Source organism: Caballeronia arvi, from assembly GCF_001544695.2.
Lineage (GTDB): Bacteria > Pseudomonadota > Gammaproteobacteria > Burkholderiales > Burkholderiaceae > Caballeronia > Caballeronia arvi.
On the sequence record NZ_FCOM02000102.1, the window covers coordinates 1 to 13,907 of the forward strand.

The 13,907-nt window shown below is 60.6% G+C and carries 17 protein-coding genes; 13 read left to right on the forward strand and 4 right to left on the reverse strand.

Going from position 1 to position 13,907, the window contains the following annotated elements:
- Nucleotides 1-183 (forward strand): hypothetical protein (locus tag AWB74_RS47920; RefSeq protein WP_235024905.1); only part of this gene is annotated, 183 nt, incomplete at its 5' end.
- Nucleotides 184-558: 375 nt separating this feature from the next.
- Here the strand turns inward: AWB74_RS47920 and AWB74_RS41495 are convergent.
- Nucleotides 559-1,395, reverse strand: coding sequence for a FadR/GntR family transcriptional regulator (locus AWB74_RS41495; RefSeq protein WP_061152344.1), 837 nt, complete (start codon nucleotides 1,393-1,395; stop codon nucleotides 559-561).
- A 223-nt stretch (nucleotides 1,396-1,618) separates the two neighbouring features.
- On the opposite strand from AWB74_RS41495, the gene AWB74_RS41505 reads away from it, so the two are divergent.
- From AWB74_RS41505 to AWB74_RS46130, 12 genes are all read left to right on the forward strand, one after another.
- Nucleotides 1,619-2,827: an ABC transporter substrate-binding protein gene (locus AWB74_RS41505; protein ID WP_061152346.1), complete on the forward strand. Its 1,209-nt coding sequence runs from the start codon at nucleotides 1,619-1,621 to the stop codon at nucleotides 2,825-2,827.
- Between the two features lie 75 nt (nucleotides 2,828-2,902).
- Complete coding sequence (locus AWB74_RS41510; protein WP_061152347.1) at nucleotides 2,903-3,763, forward strand: branched-chain amino acid ABC transporter permease; 861 nt, start codon at nucleotides 2,903-2,905, stop codon at nucleotides 3,761-3,763.
- Nucleotides 3,764-3,786: 23 nt separating this feature from the next.
- Nucleotides 3,787-4,782 (forward strand): branched-chain amino acid ABC transporter permease, encoded by a 996-nt coding sequence (locus tag AWB74_RS41515; protein ID WP_407642543.1) that lies wholly within the window; start codon nucleotides 3,787-3,789, stop codon nucleotides 4,780-4,782.
- A complete protein-coding gene (locus tag AWB74_RS41520; RefSeq protein WP_061152349.1) occupies nucleotides 4,779-5,546 on the forward strand; it encodes an ABC transporter ATP-binding protein in 768 nt (255 codons plus the stop codon). The genes AWB74_RS41515 and AWB74_RS41520 overlap by 4 nt, the downstream gene beginning before the upstream one ends.
- The gene (locus AWB74_RS41525; RefSeq protein WP_061152350.1) at nucleotides 5,543-6,244 is read left to right on the forward strand and encodes an ABC transporter ATP-binding protein; all 702 of its coding nucleotides are present in this window, start codon (nucleotides 5,543-5,545) and stop codon (nucleotides 6,242-6,244) included. Before AWB74_RS41520 ends, AWB74_RS41525 begins: the two co-directional genes overlap by 4 nt.
- Nucleotides 6,245-6,282: 38 nt before the next feature.
- Nucleotides 6,283-7,566, forward strand: coding sequence for a Zn-dependent hydrolase (locus AWB74_RS41530; protein ID WP_061152351.1), 1,284 nt, complete (start codon nucleotides 6,283-6,285; stop codon nucleotides 7,564-7,566).
- Entirely contained in the window at nucleotides 7,563-9,044 is a 1,482-nt protein-coding gene (locus AWB74_RS41535) for a M81 family metallopeptidase (protein ID WP_061152352.1), read from the forward strand. The genes AWB74_RS41530 and AWB74_RS41535 overlap by 4 nt, the downstream gene beginning before the upstream one ends.
- Before the next feature lie 718 nt (nucleotides 9,045-9,762).
- Nucleotides 9,763-10,020, forward strand: a complete 258-nt coding sequence (locus AWB74_RS41545; RefSeq protein ID WP_061152354.1) for a hypothetical protein — start codon at nucleotides 9,763-9,765, stop codon at nucleotides 10,018-10,020.
- A gap of 33 nt (nucleotides 10,021-10,053) precedes the next feature.
- Entirely contained in the window at nucleotides 10,054-10,530 is a 477-nt protein-coding gene (locus AWB74_RS41550; RefSeq protein WP_143749471.1) for a hypothetical protein, read from the forward strand.
- A gap of 39 nt (nucleotides 10,531-10,569) precedes the next feature.
- Nucleotides 10,570-10,890, forward strand: coding sequence for a hypothetical protein (locus tag AWB74_RS41555; protein WP_143749472.1), 321 nt, complete (start codon nucleotides 10,570-10,572; stop codon nucleotides 10,888-10,890).
- 95 nt (nucleotides 10,891-10,985) lie between these two features.
- Complete coding sequence (locus AWB74_RS41560; protein WP_061152357.1) at nucleotides 10,986-11,402, forward strand: hypothetical protein; 417 nt, start codon at nucleotides 10,986-10,988, stop codon at nucleotides 11,400-11,402.
- A 35-nt stretch (nucleotides 11,403-11,437) separates the two neighbouring features.
- The gene (locus AWB74_RS46130) at nucleotides 11,438-11,617 is read left to right on the forward strand and encodes a hypothetical protein (RefSeq protein ID WP_143749473.1); all 180 of its coding nucleotides are present in this window, start codon (nucleotides 11,438-11,440) and stop codon (nucleotides 11,615-11,617) included.
- A 125-nt stretch (nucleotides 11,618-11,742) separates the two neighbouring features.
- Here AWB74_RS46130 and AWB74_RS41565 read toward each other — a convergent pair whose 3' ends face one another.
- The 3 genes from AWB74_RS41565 to AWB74_RS41575 form a co-directional block, all read right to left on the reverse strand.
- Nucleotides 11,743-12,000: a hypothetical protein gene (locus AWB74_RS41565; RefSeq protein ID WP_061152358.1), complete on the reverse strand. Its 258-nt coding sequence runs from the start codon at nucleotides 11,998-12,000 to the stop codon at nucleotides 11,743-11,745.
- Between the two features lie 284 nt (nucleotides 12,001-12,284).
- Nucleotides 12,285-13,529, reverse strand: a complete 1,245-nt coding sequence (locus AWB74_RS41570) for a porin (RefSeq protein WP_061152359.1) — start codon at nucleotides 13,527-13,529, stop codon at nucleotides 12,285-12,287.
- Nucleotides 13,530-13,676: 147 nt separating this feature from the next.
- Nucleotides 13,677-13,907: AMP-binding enzyme (locus AWB74_RS41575; protein WP_407642542.1), on the reverse strand; the 231-nt coding region annotated here is incomplete at its 5' end.

Genomic DNA, 13,907 nt, shown 5'->3' on the forward strand with positions numbered 1-13,907 from the left:
TTCGACGCCTGCCAACACGCGCAGCGGCACCGTCACATTCCTGTGATCGATGGCAGGCATCGAATAACCCTTAACGAACTTGGTCAGGTCGGGTTCGCCCGATGGCGCTTTGATTCATCGACGAGCTACCGCGAATCATCAGTGATTCGTTCCTCGCAAATCAATTGCGAGGCAATTGGATAGATAGTAGTCCTCCGTTATTACGATAAATTCCTTTATGTAAATGAATCGTTGTCGCTGATAGCACGAGAGCCGTCATCATTTATGAAAATCCCATGATTCCCCACGCTCCGAGCCCGGTCGCTTAAGCGTACCGAATACATGCTCTACAGTGCCTTATGCAAAACTGCCGATGACGGCCGAGGGTTTCGACCACCTGTTCATCCTCCCATCGCCGGATGCGACGATAGCCAACGGTGCGGCACAGCTTTGCTCGATTGGCGTGCATCACGCTTTTTCGTGACGAAGCCTCGTTATTTCACAATGGACAACAAGATGCGCGTACGCACCACGAGGTCAGGCGCTCGCGACACGTACTTCGCACTAGGGCCCGCCGGATCAGTTGCCGCGTCCGCTCCTTCGCCTGCGAATTTCCGAGTCGAGAATGAGTCGCCCGCGCAACTTGCCCTTCATGCGCTTTACAAATCGCGGCGCCTCGGTCATATGGATCACCATCAGTTCGCGCACCTTCTCTGCATTCCGCGAGCGCGCCGCTTCCGTTATCGCCTTATGGATCTTCACGTTCGCACGGCCGAAGCGTTCGAGGTCGGCCTGCGGCGTATCGTTCTTGAATTCGATGAGCTGCCGGATCATCTCGTTGATGAGTTCACACGTGAACCGCAGGAAAGGATTGGGATTCGCTGCGGCGAGAATATCGTGGAAGTTCACGTCTTCCTGGCGTTGCCGAACGATGTTGCGATTCGCATGCGTCGACGCCGGTTCGTCGCAACACGCAATGTTCCGTTCGAGCGCCGCAAGTTCGTCATCGGTGAGGTGCGGCACGGCGCCCGCCGCCAATTCTGGCTCGAGCAGTTGACGCACGGCGTAGATGTCGTCAATGCTTACGTCCTTGAAGAACAGATAGTTCTGTAAGAGTTGCAAGGTGCGGTCGAGCGGCACTTCGACGATCGTGCCGCCTCCCGAAGGCCCCGTCGTCACCTTGATGAGTCCCTGCACTTCGAGTGACTTGAGCGCCTCGCGAATCGTGCTCTTGCTCACGGAGAAGAGCTGCTGCAATTCGACTTCGCGCGGCAGCTTGTCGCCAGGCTTCAGGTTCTTCTCCGTGATCAGCCGCTTGATCTCCTCGGCGACCAGGTCCGCGCGCTTGGGCTGCTTGATCGGCTGTTGCGCGATATCGACCGTCGCGCCGGCGCGCCTGGCATGCTCCATCACCATCTCGATGCTCCTCTCGTCTCGCCCGCGTTCGTTTCGGCTTTACAGGCGCGCATGCGTCGGCGCGCAGACCGGAATATTGCCTTATTGACACCGGAATTTATTGTTCCTAGCATCGGGTTCATCGTATTTATCATGATAAATATGATGATGCCAGCCGATGCCTAAACGTATCACGAAAAAAAGCGCGGCGGTCGTGCGAGTCACTTCTCAAGGAGCGTCAATTTTGAATCGCCGAAACATGTTGAAGCTGGCCGCGCTGTCGGCCATTCCCGGATCGTTCGAAGCGCTCGTGTCACGAAGCGCCTTCGCACAAGGCTCGCCGGTCCAGTTCGCCTGTCCGGTGCCGATGTCCGGCCCGTTCGCGGCGAACGGCAAATACGCCGATCTCGGCATGAAGCTCGCGATCGAACAATACGGAAAAGTGCTCGGCCAGCCGCTCGCTTACACGACGCTCGACACCGAGGGAAAACCCGCGACCGCCGTGCGTCGCGTTCAGGAAATCGCGCAGCAGAAGAATGCGCGCTTCTTCGCGGGCGGCATCCTGTCTTCCGAAGCGCTCGCGATGGGCAAGGAAGTGGAGAAGGCCGGCGGCGTCTTCATCACCACGGCCGGCGCCGATGAATTGACCGGCAAGGATTGCAATAGCGCGACCTTCCGCTGGTCGGTGCCGACCTTCGGCGCGATCGAGCAGACCGTGCGTCCGCTGATTCAAACGATGCCCAAGGCGAAGCGCTGGTACACGATCACGCCGCAATACGTGTTCGGCGACGGACTGCTTTCGGCCGCGAAGAATATCTTCAAGGAGAAGGGCGTCGAGCATGTGGGCAACAGCTATCACTCGCTCAACGAAAAGGAATTCAGTGGGTATCTGACGAATGCGGTCGCGGCCAAGCCCGATGTTCTGCTCATATTGAACTTCGGCTCGCAATCGTCGGACACGTTGCGCCAGGCCGTGAGCTTCGGCATGAAGAACAACTGCACGATCCTAATGGCGTGGGCGTCGGGTCTGGAGCAATTTGAAGCGCTCGGTCCGGATATCTGCGAAGGCGTCTATTTCGGCGCACAGTACTGGCATGCGATCGACTCGCCACTCAATCAGGATCTCGTCAAGCGCGCGAACGCGGCGTTCAAGGCAAACCCGAACTACAGCCTCGCGGGCTCGTACATCTGCACGAAGATTCTGCTCGATGGCATCGTGAAGGCCGGCACCGCCGATCCGAAGAAAGTTATCGCCGCGCTCGAAGGCATGAAGTACGCGGGGCTGACCGGTGCCGAAGAAATCCGCGCGGGCGATCATCAGGTATTGAAAAACTACTATCTGCTGAAGGGCAAGGCCAAGAGCAAGATGAAAGACAAGGACGATTACGCCGATATCGTGAGTTCCGGCCAGTCGTTTCTACCGCTCGGCAAAACGCAATGCAAGCTCGCGTGAGCGCATAGCGTTTTCGTTCCCATGCGAATGCGGGCAAGCGCTGCATTCGCGCCGTTACTCTTTTGACGCAAGGCCATGAACGTTTATCTGTTGCAGGTCGTGAACGGCATCGGCGTGGGCATGTTGTACTTTCTGCTCGCGGTCGGCTTGTCGATCGTGTTCGGGCTGCTGCGCTTTGTGAACTTCGCGCACGGCGCGTTCTATCTTCTGGGCGCGTATTTCTGCTATCAGGCGATGCAGTGGTCGATGAACTTCTGGACCGCGCTCGTCGTCGTGCCTGTCGTTGTCGGCGCATTGGCGTGGGTCGTCGAAAAGATCGTGCTGCGGCATGTCTACGCGCAACAGCACGAGTTTCATATTCTCGCGACCGTCGGCCTCGCGCTCGTGATTCAGGAGTGCGCGATCATCGCATGGGGACCGCTCGGCGATAACGTCGCCGTGCCCGATATCCTCAACGGCGTGGTGATGTGGGGCAGCTTCATCTACCCGAAGTACCGACTCTTCGTGATCGCGTTCACGGCGGTGCTCGCGGGTATTCTCTGGTGGGTGCTCGAAGGCACGCGGCTCGGCAGCGCAGTGCGCGCGGGCAGCGAATCGAGCGAAATGGTGTCGCTGCTCGGCATCAACGTGACGCGCATTTTCAGTCTCGTGTTCGCGTTGGGCGCGGGCACCGCCGCGCTCGCGGGCGTGCTCGCCGCACCGATACGCGGCGTCGATCCGTTCATGGGCATCGAAGCCTTGGGCGTGGCGTTCGTCGTCGTGGTGGTGGGCGGCATGGGCAACTTTCTCGGCGCGCTCGTGGGCGGACTGCTGGTCGGCATCGTGCAGAGCGTGATGAGCACATTGTGGCCCGAAGGCGCGCGCCTCATGATCTATGTAGCGATGGCCGCGGTGCTGTTGCTGCGTCCGAACGGACTGCTCGGGAGGGCCGCGTGAATTCCAAATCGACTTCCGAGACACTGGACGTGAGCGCGCCACGACGATCCTTGCGACATTCGCTACGTCGATATCGCTTCCTGTTGCTTGCGGCGCTCGTCGTCTGCATCTTGCCGATGACAATGCGCTCCGGTTCGCTTGCAACCGAAGTGCTGGTCTTCGCGCTCGCCGCGCTCGGCTGCAATCTGCTGCTCGGGCATACGGGCTTGCTGTCGTTCGGGCAAGGCATCTTCTTCGGACTCGGCAGCTATAGCGCGGGACTGATCCTCACGAAATCCGGACTCCAGGTGCCGGCCGCGCTGCTCGGCGCGATCGTCGTCGGTGCGGTGGCGGCGGCCATCGTCGGATGGTTCTCCATTCGGCAGCGCGGCGCGTACTTCGTGATGCTCACGCTCGCCTTCGGGCAGATGTTCTACTTCCTCGCCTACACGACGCCCGATCTCACCGGCGGCGACAACGGCCTGCTCGACATCCCGCGTCCCGCGCTGTCGATCTTCGGTCAGCCGCTCGCATCGATTGCGTCGCCGTGGCAGTACTACGCGTTCGTCGCGGTGCTGTTTCTAATCGCGTTCTGGCTGATGCTGCGCGTGTCGCATTCGATCTTCGGCCGCACGCTGCTCGCGATCCGCGACAACGAAGCGCGCGCCGCCGCCGTCGGCTATAACGTGCGGCGCTTCAAGCTCGCGGCCTTCGTCGTATCGGGCGCGGTCACGGGGCTCGCCGGCGCACTGCACGCGATGATGACCGGTATCGCGCCGCTCTCGAACAACGACTATCACACGAGCGAGATGATCCTCGTGATGACGGTGATCGGCGGCACGGGCAATCTCTTTTCTTCCGTGCTCGGCGCGGCTTTCTATGTGTTGTTCGCCGACTGGCTGTCCACGCTCTGGCCGCGCTGGCTGCTGTTGCTGGGCCTCGTGCTGATCGCGGTGAGCCTCTTCATGCAGCGCGGTCTGTGGGGACTGGGCGAACGTATCTGGCGCGCGGTGAAGCGCGATGGAGGAGAAGTGGCATGAGCGCGTCGATACTGGAAGCGAAGGGCGTTGGCAAGCGCTATGGCAAGTTCGCGGCGCTGACCGACGTGAACCTGCGCATCGCGAAGAACACGGTGCATTCGGTGATCGGCCCCAACGGCGCGGGCAAGACCACGCTGTTTCATGTGCTCACGGGCACGGTGCCGATTACCGCGGGCAACATCGTGTTCGATGGTCATGATGTGACGCACGAGCCCGATCATCGTCGCGTGAAGCGTGGCATCGCGCGATCGTTTCAGGTGACGAGCCTGTTTGCGAATCTGCCGGTGCGCGAGAATCTTCGGCTCGCCGCGCAAGGCGTGGATTCGAAGCGTGCGCTCAATGCATGGACGCCGCCACGCGGCGCGCTCGAACATCGCGATACGGTCGATGGCATTCTCGAGCGCCTCGCGCTGCAACGCCTCGCATCGACGCAGGCGAGCGCTTTATCGCATGGTCAGCAGCGGCGTCTCGAAGTCGGCATGGCGCTCGCGGCACGACCCAAGGCGATCTTTCTCGACGAGCCGACGTCAGGCATGGGCATCGACGACCTCGACGAGATGAAGCACCTGATCCGCAGCCTGCGCGACGACTATACGGTCGTGCTGATCGAACACAACATGGATATCGTGATGGACATCTCCGACACGATCACGGTAATGCAACAAGGCCGTGTGCTGGTCGAAGGCAAGCCCGCCGAGATTCGCGGCGACGAGCGCGTGCGCAGCGCCTATCTCGGCAACATGATCACCGGAGGCCGCGCATGATGCTCGACGTCGATAACATTCACGGCTATTACGACAAGAGCCATGTTCTTCAAGGCGTTTCGCTGAAGATAGCCGAAGGCGAGACGATCACGCTGCTGGGCCGCAATGGCGCGGGCAAGTCGACGACGCTCAAGAGCATCGCGGGTGTCGTGACGCCGCAGCAAGGCAGCGTGAAGTTCAACGGCACGGAGCTCGCGAAACTGCCGCCTCACAAGATCGCGGCGCGCGGTGTGTGCTTCGTGCCCGAGCATCGTGGCATCTTCAAGCTGCTGTCCGTCGAAGAGAATCTGCGGCTCGGTGCGCGCAAGGAATCGCCCTGGCAACTCGCCGATATCTATCGCATCTTTCCGCGTCTGAAGGAACGCAGGACGAACGGCGGCGGTCAGCTTTCCGGCGGCGAACAGCAGATGCTCGCGATCGGCCGCGCGTTGATGAATCATCCGCGTCTTTTGATGCTCGACGAACCGGTCGAAGGACTCGCGCCGGTGATCGTCGAAGAGATCGTCGCGCAATTGAAGCTGATCCGCCAGGCGGGCGTCACGATCCTGCTCGTCGAACAGAATCTTGAAGTCTGCACGCAGCTCGCCGATCGTCATTACATCATCGAGCAAGGGCGCATCGTGTATGAAGGCAGGAATGCGGACTTCATCGCGGATGAATCCGTCAAGGACCGTTATCTCGGCGTCGGCGTGGTCTGAACGCCGCACGCATCGCAAAAAGCCCCAAGGAACTTCGCATGCAAGCTAACGATCTGCCGGCCCATGCCGACTTGCGCATCGAAGGTGCGCGTCTCTGGAACAGCCTGATGGAACTCGCGCGTATCGGTGCGACGGAGAAGGGCGGCGTATGCCGTCTTGCGCTCACCGATCTCGACCGGCAAGGCCGTGATCTCTTCGTCGCGTGGGCGAAGGAGATCGGCTGCACAGTGCGCGTCGATGCGATCGGCAACATCTTCGCGCGCCGCGCGGGCCTGAGCGACGACTTGCCGCCCGTCGTCACCGGCAGTCACATCGATACTCAGCCGACGGGCGGCAAGTTCGATGGCAACTACGGCGTGCTGGCGGGCCTCGAAGTGCTGCGCACGCTCGACGACAACAACGTGATCACGCAGGCGCCGCTCGAAGTGGCGGTATGGACCAACGGGGAAGGCTCGCGCTTCGTGCCGGTGATGATGGGTTCGGGCGTGTTCGCGGGCGCATTCACGCTGGAGCATGCGCTCGCACAAGTGGATCGCGAAGGCGTGTCGGTCGGCGATGCTCTCGCGGCGATCGGCTACGCGGGCGAGCGCGTCGAGGCGCATGAGGTCGGCGCGTATTTCGAGGCGCACATCGAACAGGGGCCAGTGCTGGAGGCGAACGACAAGGTGATCGGGGTCGTGCAGGGCGCCCTCGGACAGCGCTGGTACGACGTGACGATCGACGGCTTGGAAGCGCATGCGGGCCCGACGCCGATGGAGCTGCGCCGCGATGCGCTGCTCGTCGCGGCCGACCTGATTCGCGCGGTCAATCGCATCGCGCTCGATCATGCGCCGCATGGACGTGGCACGGTGGGCTGGCTGAACGTGCATCCGAACTCGCGCAACGTCATTCCCGGACGTGTGAAGCTAACCGTCGATCTGCGCGCCGCCGATGACGCCACCTTGCTCGCGATGGATCGTGCATTGCGCGAGACGTGCGCACAGGCGGGCTTGCCCGAGGCGGTAGACGAAGTTGTCTACTTCGCGCCGCAGCCGTTCGAGTCGACACTGGTGAGTTCGGTGCGTAAGAGTGCCGATGCGCTCGGCTTCACGTCGATGGAGGTCGTGAGCGGCGCGGGTCACGATGCCGTGTATCTCGCACGCGTCGCGCCGACCGCGATGATCTTCGTGCCGTGCAAGGACGGCATCAGCCACAACGAGATCGAGGATGCGCGTGCGGATCATCTCGAAGCGGGCTGCAACGTGCTGCTGCAAGCGATGTTGCGCGCAGCGAATGCCGCCCGAGTAGTCACGCAAACAGTCACCGAAGGAGAACGCACATGAAGATTCTCATCGCGCGAATGAATCACGAGACCAACACGTTCTCGCCTGTGCCGACGCCGCTCGAAGCTTTCGGCCGCGAAGGTCCCTGTTATGGCGACGATGCCTATCGCGAGAATGCGGGCTTGCGCACGGCGATGTCCGCTTTCATCGATGCGGCGCAGCGCGAGCAGGCCGAGATCGTCACGCCGATATCGGCATCGGCGAATCCGAGCGGTCGAGTGGCCGCCGCCGCTTACGACGCGATCTGCCGGTCGATCGTCGATGCAGCCGCGGGATGCGATGCCGTCATGCTCGATCTGCATGGCGCGATGGTGGCGGAGAACTCGCCCGATGGCGAAGGCGATCTGCTCGAACGCGTGCGCCGTGCGTTGCCTCATGCGCCGATCGCCGTGTCGCTCGATCTGCATGCGAACGTTACGCAGAAGATGATCGATAACGCCGACGTCATCACGAGCTTCAAGACCTATCCGCACGTGGACATGTACGAAAGCGGCGAGCATGCGGCGCGGCTGTTGCTCGACCTGATTCACGATAGAGCGAAGCCCGTGATCGCATGGGCGCAGCCACCGTTGCTCACGCACACGCTCCGAAGCTCGACGGCGGAGGGCGCGATGAAGCGCGCCGTCGACGCCGCGCGCGCCGCTGAAAGCGAACCCGGCGTGCTGGCCGTATCGGTGCTGTCGGGCTTCTCGCTCGCCGATATCGCGGCGCCTTGCGCTAGCGTCGTCGTGGTCGCCGATGGCGAGCGAATGCGGGCGCAGCAAGTCGCGGACCGGATTGCGATGCAGATATGGAACCAGCGCGATGGCTTCGTGTATCGAAGCGCGCCGCTCGCGCAATCGATCCGTGAAGGCGCTGCGCTTGCCCGCAATACCACGAGGCCGATCCTTCTGCTCGATCACGGCGACAACTGCATGTCGGGCGGCACGTGCGACACCACCGATGCATTCGAAGAAGCATTGAAGCAGGGACTCGAAGGTATTGTGGTCGGGCCGCTGTGCGATCCGGAGGCCGTTGCGAAGCTGTTCGCGGCGTGCGAGGGCGCGACGGTGAGCGTGAGCATCGGTAACAAGCTTGCGAGCGTGGCTTCGCGTGGCAAGCCGCCGCTCGATGTGACCGGCATCGTGCGCGCATTGACAGATGGCCAATACATCATCAGCGGCCCGACTTACACCGGGCAGCGTGCTTACATGGGGCGCGCGGCGGTGCTCGAAACGTCCGCTGCGCGCATTCTCGTGACGGAGCGAACGCACGAGCCGTGGGATCTGGGCGTGTTCGAAAGTGTCGGCATCGATCCTCGCGGCGCGCGCTTCCTGATTCTCAAGTCCCGCATGTATTGCAGGCCAGTGTTCGTTCCGATCTCGGGTGGTCTCGTCGAATGCGACAGCCGCGGAGTCACGAGTTCCGACTACGCCCTGTTCACCTTCGCGAATCTAAAGCGGCCTGTGTTCCCGCTTGATTTGAGCGCTGAATACTGACGGAAAGACAGGTCCGGCGTCTCTGACCAGCGCCGGTGTCGACTCCTTTTTCAGGTAGTGGTCGAAGAATTGAGCGATTCCCTGGAAGAGCGGAAACTGGACGGCTGCGTACTCCCAAGTGCGGCACGCATGCAGTAACGTTCGATTGCGACGATAAAGAATGCGACCGGGCCGACTATGATCAACAGTCAAGCGTCGAATGGTTTACGAGAATGCGTTAATGTTCATTATGATGTCGCCCGTCGAAAGCAAGAGGCTGACGACCTTTGATGACATGGAGGTCCAACGCGGATTGCCGCTGAGCGATTTGATCGCACACGCTCGCGATTATCGAGAGTATGACAGGATACACCTTTGGGGTATGACGGTTAAGTCGGGAACGTAACGAAAAACGTTGGAGAAAGTTGATGGCATATGTCCCGGGCTTGGATGCAGTGCAGAGGGCACTCCGCGGCGAGGTAGACGATTCGAGCGACCGTTGGATCTCGATTTGTGCCGATTCCAATGGCCGGATATCACCGCAACACGTTGCTGACTTCCTCCGCATCACGCGCGTGGAAGCGAAGTCGCGGCTACAAGCAGCGTCGAGTCGCGGCTTGTTCGCGCGCTCCCGACAGGGTGGTATGAAATCGCAGATTGGAATCCGCTCCAAGCGGATCGACGCCGCTGAAAGCGCAAATGTCGACTCGAAACAAATCGGAAAACGCTGTAACAGAGCATGGGCAACAAACTGACTGAACGGAATGACCGACTGCGCCACCAACGCACCAAGTGGCGCCGACAAGTAGAAATCGTCGAGGGCTACTGGACGGATTGCGCGGACGAAGATCGCGCGGAGATGCGCTCCGAACTGCGACAGCAGGTTTCGGTGCTGGACGCGGACATCGAGGCCAGCAACGTCGATGACTTCACGAAAGCGGACCTGCGGATGCGCCTCGGTCGGTTGATGAAGCAGATGGCGGACACTGAAACTTGAACACGGGAAACACAAAGAAGATGGATAACAGCAATGGCGCAAAAAACATTCGTCTATAAGAATTCCACCGGCAAGTGGGTACCGGGCTTTGCTTCCCGACAGTCAGCCATCGCGGTGGCTCTTGCCGATGGCCTGACTCAGTGCGAGACGGCCAGCGTTACCACGGAGCCACCTGCTTACTTCGTTCGGTTTCTAGCGCCGATTGCGTTGCAAAAGATGATTGAAGGCATGCGCGACGGTGAAGAACGCGGTCAGGTCGTTGATAGTTGGGACGCACGGGAAGCGTTGGAGAAGGTCGCTGCCGCGCGAATCTCAGACGGTTTTCCCGGCGATGAGAGAACCGATTCATCAGAGTGGAACAAGGTGATCGACCTCATGAATCGCATGCAAGACGCAGCGGCCGCTTGGTTTGTCGAAAACGGGCTTGAGTCCGCGACCGCCGGTTTCATCGACTATGGGAGTACGGAGTTCCACGTCAAAGGGACGAATCTAAACATTCCTCTTCTGTGACGGCGGGGCGGGCCAGAGGAGACAACGGAAAACACCGCGATGGCGCAAGGTAACTGGAACCCAGAAGTCATCAAGCCGAAGCCACGTTGCCGCCTATGCAGACGCGTCGTAACGTCGGCTGACTTTGTGCGGCTCGATGGCGTCAGTCCGGCGCACCGAGGCTGCGCGCAACTGCGGGGGCGCGCCTACATAGAAGGTCAGGCGATCCACGGGTCGGGCTTCGATGCGCATGCCGCGCAGGCGAGAGCGGTCAGCGAAAACACAGCCTATGTGGTCGGTGAGCGTTTGAGCGACAGACTTGACGAAGAGCAGGCGGAGCAAGCGCTAGAAGCCCTCAACGGCGCTCGGAAGTTGGACTAGAAAACACATAAAGCGTCTTTTTGGCACTTTGGAGCGTCACATGTTCGGAACAAGCATAGAGCGAACGATTATCGGGTCTGCAATCGTCCTTTGGTTTGCGCACGGCTGGTATCAACACGCGTCTGCGGGACGTTCATCAAAAGTTAGATTCGATCCCTGGTAACTTCGATGGACTACGGACCCATCTCTACGAGAACGATCCGCAATTCGACGACGAACGTAAGCTGCTGGCCGAACTTGGCAGTTCCTTGGGGGACGGCACAGTGAATTTCGCTGGAATGAACCACATGGAGTTGACCAAGCAGAAGGAAGACAGCGGCCGGCGAACGCTCGACACTCCGTTCGTGGACTTTGAGCCATGGGAAAACAACCGTGGGATGCATCGCACTGGTGCCGACCAAGAAGGGAATCCCATTGCAACAGATTACGGGGAAGTGCTGCTGCTTTCGGCAAAGGTCGAGGAATTCTGCATGAAGGTTGCGGACGCATTCGACGAGGACTTTGGCTTCTAGCAGACTCGTCGTCGCGTTGTGCGCACCGAACTCGCTTGACCACGGAAAACGCCCGTATCTGCGGCATCGAGGCGGCTCACGTCGCGGGCGAGACTTACGGCCAAGCCGCTGTGAATGCCTATCGCAGCACGTATCGCACTTGTTGGACGGCGTACAACCAATTCCGCCGTAACTTTGGCAAGTCCGATGTGGTGGATCGTATTGCGCAGTTATGAACGAATCGGAAAACAGCCGCGTTACGGAGTGTGGAGGGAACCAATTGACAGAGAACAAACGCGCCTTTCGCAGCACAGAAAGTCTCGCCGAAGAAGCAGTGACACGCGATGCCATCGGGCCGTTTCTAACAGAGCGCGGCTACTCGGTCCTGCGCGATCACCGCGCACAGACAGGCACCGCAATTGCGCAGTTTTTGCGTGTGCAGGTACCCGATGGTCAGACGCTGCAGATGCGAGTTCGCTTGTGCTGGCGCCGCACCGACCAGCGTGCGAACCAGGGGAAAATCGCGGCCGCGCAATTGCGCGCTCGATTGATCAATGATAGCTGGGATGACACGCTCGCTTTCGTAGTCGAGCGTGACCGGGCTGAGGGAAATACACATCACCTCTTTGTTCAGCGCGATGGTCCATGGTCGGTTCGTCGACGATCCCGCCTTCCGCCATTGCCATGTGGAAACGACAGGGACAGGTCCTTTTCGCCACCTTGTGTACAACCATGCGTTCGTGGCCCGGGTGTCTAGCCTGTTGCTACTTTACATAAAGGAATTCATCAATTTTTAATAGGTAGTCCTATTATAATGCTGCTGCAAAACGGAACAGCGAGGGGCCAGCACCGAGCGGCGCTAGGTGGCCGCGGGGGCTGGCGTGCTGCCGAGAAACTAGGTGTTTAGAACCGGTGCCGCAGACCAAACCGTACGGCCAGTTGATGATTGTTTGCCGAAGCAGTCTGCCCGGATATCGATGCGACCGCAGGCTGATTCAAAGAGTCGGTTCCGGATGCGTGCTGATACACGACGATCGAATATATGTCGGTGCGCTTGGAGAGCAGATAGTCGGCGCCGAGCGAGCCCTGTTGGTAGATCGCACTGTCGCGACCGTCGGCGCCGCCGCTGTGTGCGTAGCTGTAGGCCGTGCCCACCAGAAGGGAGGGCGAGAGCTGCCATCTGAGATTGACCTCGCCGATATTGAACGTCGCGGTGCCCGAGTAGCCGAAGGGATTCGGCCCCGACGTGGCGGTATCGCCGAGGCCGCGGAACTGGACATTCGAATACGTAGTGCCGAGCGTGATCGACCCGACCCGCCACGCCGCTCCGGCGGCGGCGACCTGCAGCGTGCTCGCCGACGCATAGCCCGCGTACGCTGGATTCGACTCCGGCGAAGTCGCGCTGCCGAGGGACCCCGTGTTCATGGAGGTGACACTCGTGCCCGCCGATGGATTGCTTCCGTAGAACGACAGGTTCGGATTGCGTGCATTCAGATATGCGGCTCCGAACGTGAAGGGGCCGTTGGCGTAACCGAGCCCCGCCGACCAGATCTGCTGGCGCCCGACGCTGCCCGCGACTCCGCCGAAGCTATACATCGCGCCGAGGGAGAGTCCGCGATAGTCCGGGCTGGTGTATTTGATCGCGTTATTGATGCGGCGCGTGTGCAGGAAGTTGTCGACGTCACTCGCATGACCGCTGATGTAGCCCGCCCACTGTGTGCTCGAGGCGAGCGTGCCGACCCTGGTGGCGATAAAATCGTACTGTCGCCCCGCGGTCACCGTGCCGTAGGAAGAGGCGAGACCCACATAGGCCTGGCGGCCCATCTCGGCGCCGCCTTGCCCAAGCGCGCCGTTGTTGATCGTGAAGCCGCCTTCCAGCCGGAAAACCGCGCGCCAGCCGCCGCCCAGTTCCTCCGAGCCGAGCAGCCCCCAGCGGCTGCCATTCTGCCCGCCCGTGGAGCCGTCTTCGAGCGAATATTTCGATCCTCCTTCGAGCTTGCCGTCTTGACGGCCGGTCTGTGCGTTACTCAGATAATTGACGCCTGCATCGAGCAGACCGTAGAGCGTCACGGTGCCCTGCGCAAAAGCCGGGGTGCACGCGAGCGCGGATACCGCGCACACGCCGCTCATAAGAATGGCTGGCCTCATCGTTTTTTTTGTCTCCGGTTTATGAACGAACTGACTTGTGTGATACGAGTTACGGATCAACGAGACACATCGATTTTCGATTCGGAAGCGGGCCGCGCTTGCGTTCAAGCAAGTTCGAATGCGGCCCTAGGCGCGCCCTGAGATCCCTTACGCGACTCTTCTGTGCTGACCCTGCCAGTAGCGCTCCCTGACGTCCTTGCGGGCGAGCTTGCCGTTACCGTTCTTCGGCAGCTCCGCGACAAATTCGACTGAGCGCGGTTTCTTGATGTCGGCAACGAGGCCTTGGCAGTGGCGGATTAGGTCGTCCGCGCTCGCGTGGCATCCGTCTCGCAGGACGACGACGGCCTTGATCGCTTCGCCCCAGGTTTCGTCGGGCAC

What these genes read in the sequence shown, in the direction of transcription:
- AWB74_RS41520 (WP_061152349.1), top strand. Translation starts at nt 4,779, where the DNA reads ATGAGCGCGTCGATACTGGAAGCGAAGGGCGTTGGCAAGCGCTATGGC.
- AWB74_RS41530 (WP_061152351.1), top strand. Translation starts at nt 6,283, where the DNA reads ATGCAAGCTAACGATCTGCCGGCCCATGCCGACTTGCGCATCGAAGGT.
- AWB74_RS41545 (WP_061152354.1), top strand. Translation starts at nt 9,763, where the DNA reads ATGGGCAACAAACTGACTGAACGGAATGACCGACTGCGCCACCAACGC.
- AWB74_RS41525 (WP_061152350.1), top strand. Translation starts at nt 5,543, where the DNA reads ATGATGCTCGACGTCGATAACATTCACGGCTATTACGACAAGAGCCAT.
- AWB74_RS41555 (WP_143749472.1), top strand. Translation starts at nt 10,570, where the DNA reads ATGGCGCAAGGTAACTGGAACCCAGAAGTCATCAAGCCGAAGCCACGT.
- AWB74_RS41535 (WP_061152352.1), top strand. Translation starts at nt 7,563, where the DNA reads ATGAAGATTCTCATCGCGCGAATGAATCACGAGACCAACACGTTCTCG.
- AWB74_RS41565 (WP_061152358.1), bottom strand. Translation starts at nt 12,000, where the DNA reads ATGTGTATTTCCCTCAGCCCGGTCACGCTCGACTACGAAAGCGAGCGT.
- AWB74_RS41570 (WP_061152359.1), bottom strand. Translation starts at nt 13,529, where the DNA reads ATGAGGCCAGCCATTCTTATGAGCGGCGTGTGCGCGGTATCCGCGCTC.
- AWB74_RS41550 (WP_143749471.1), top strand. Translation starts at nt 10,054, where the DNA reads ATGGCGCAAAAAACATTCGTCTATAAGAATTCCACCGGCAAGTGGGTA.
- AWB74_RS41510 (WP_061152347.1), top strand. Translation starts at nt 2,903, where the DNA reads ATGAACGTTTATCTGTTGCAGGTCGTGAACGGCATCGGCGTGGGCATG.
- AWB74_RS41495 (WP_061152344.1), bottom strand. Translation starts at nt 1,395, where the DNA reads ATGGTGATGGAGCATGCCAGGCGCGCCGGCGCGACGGTCGATATCGCG.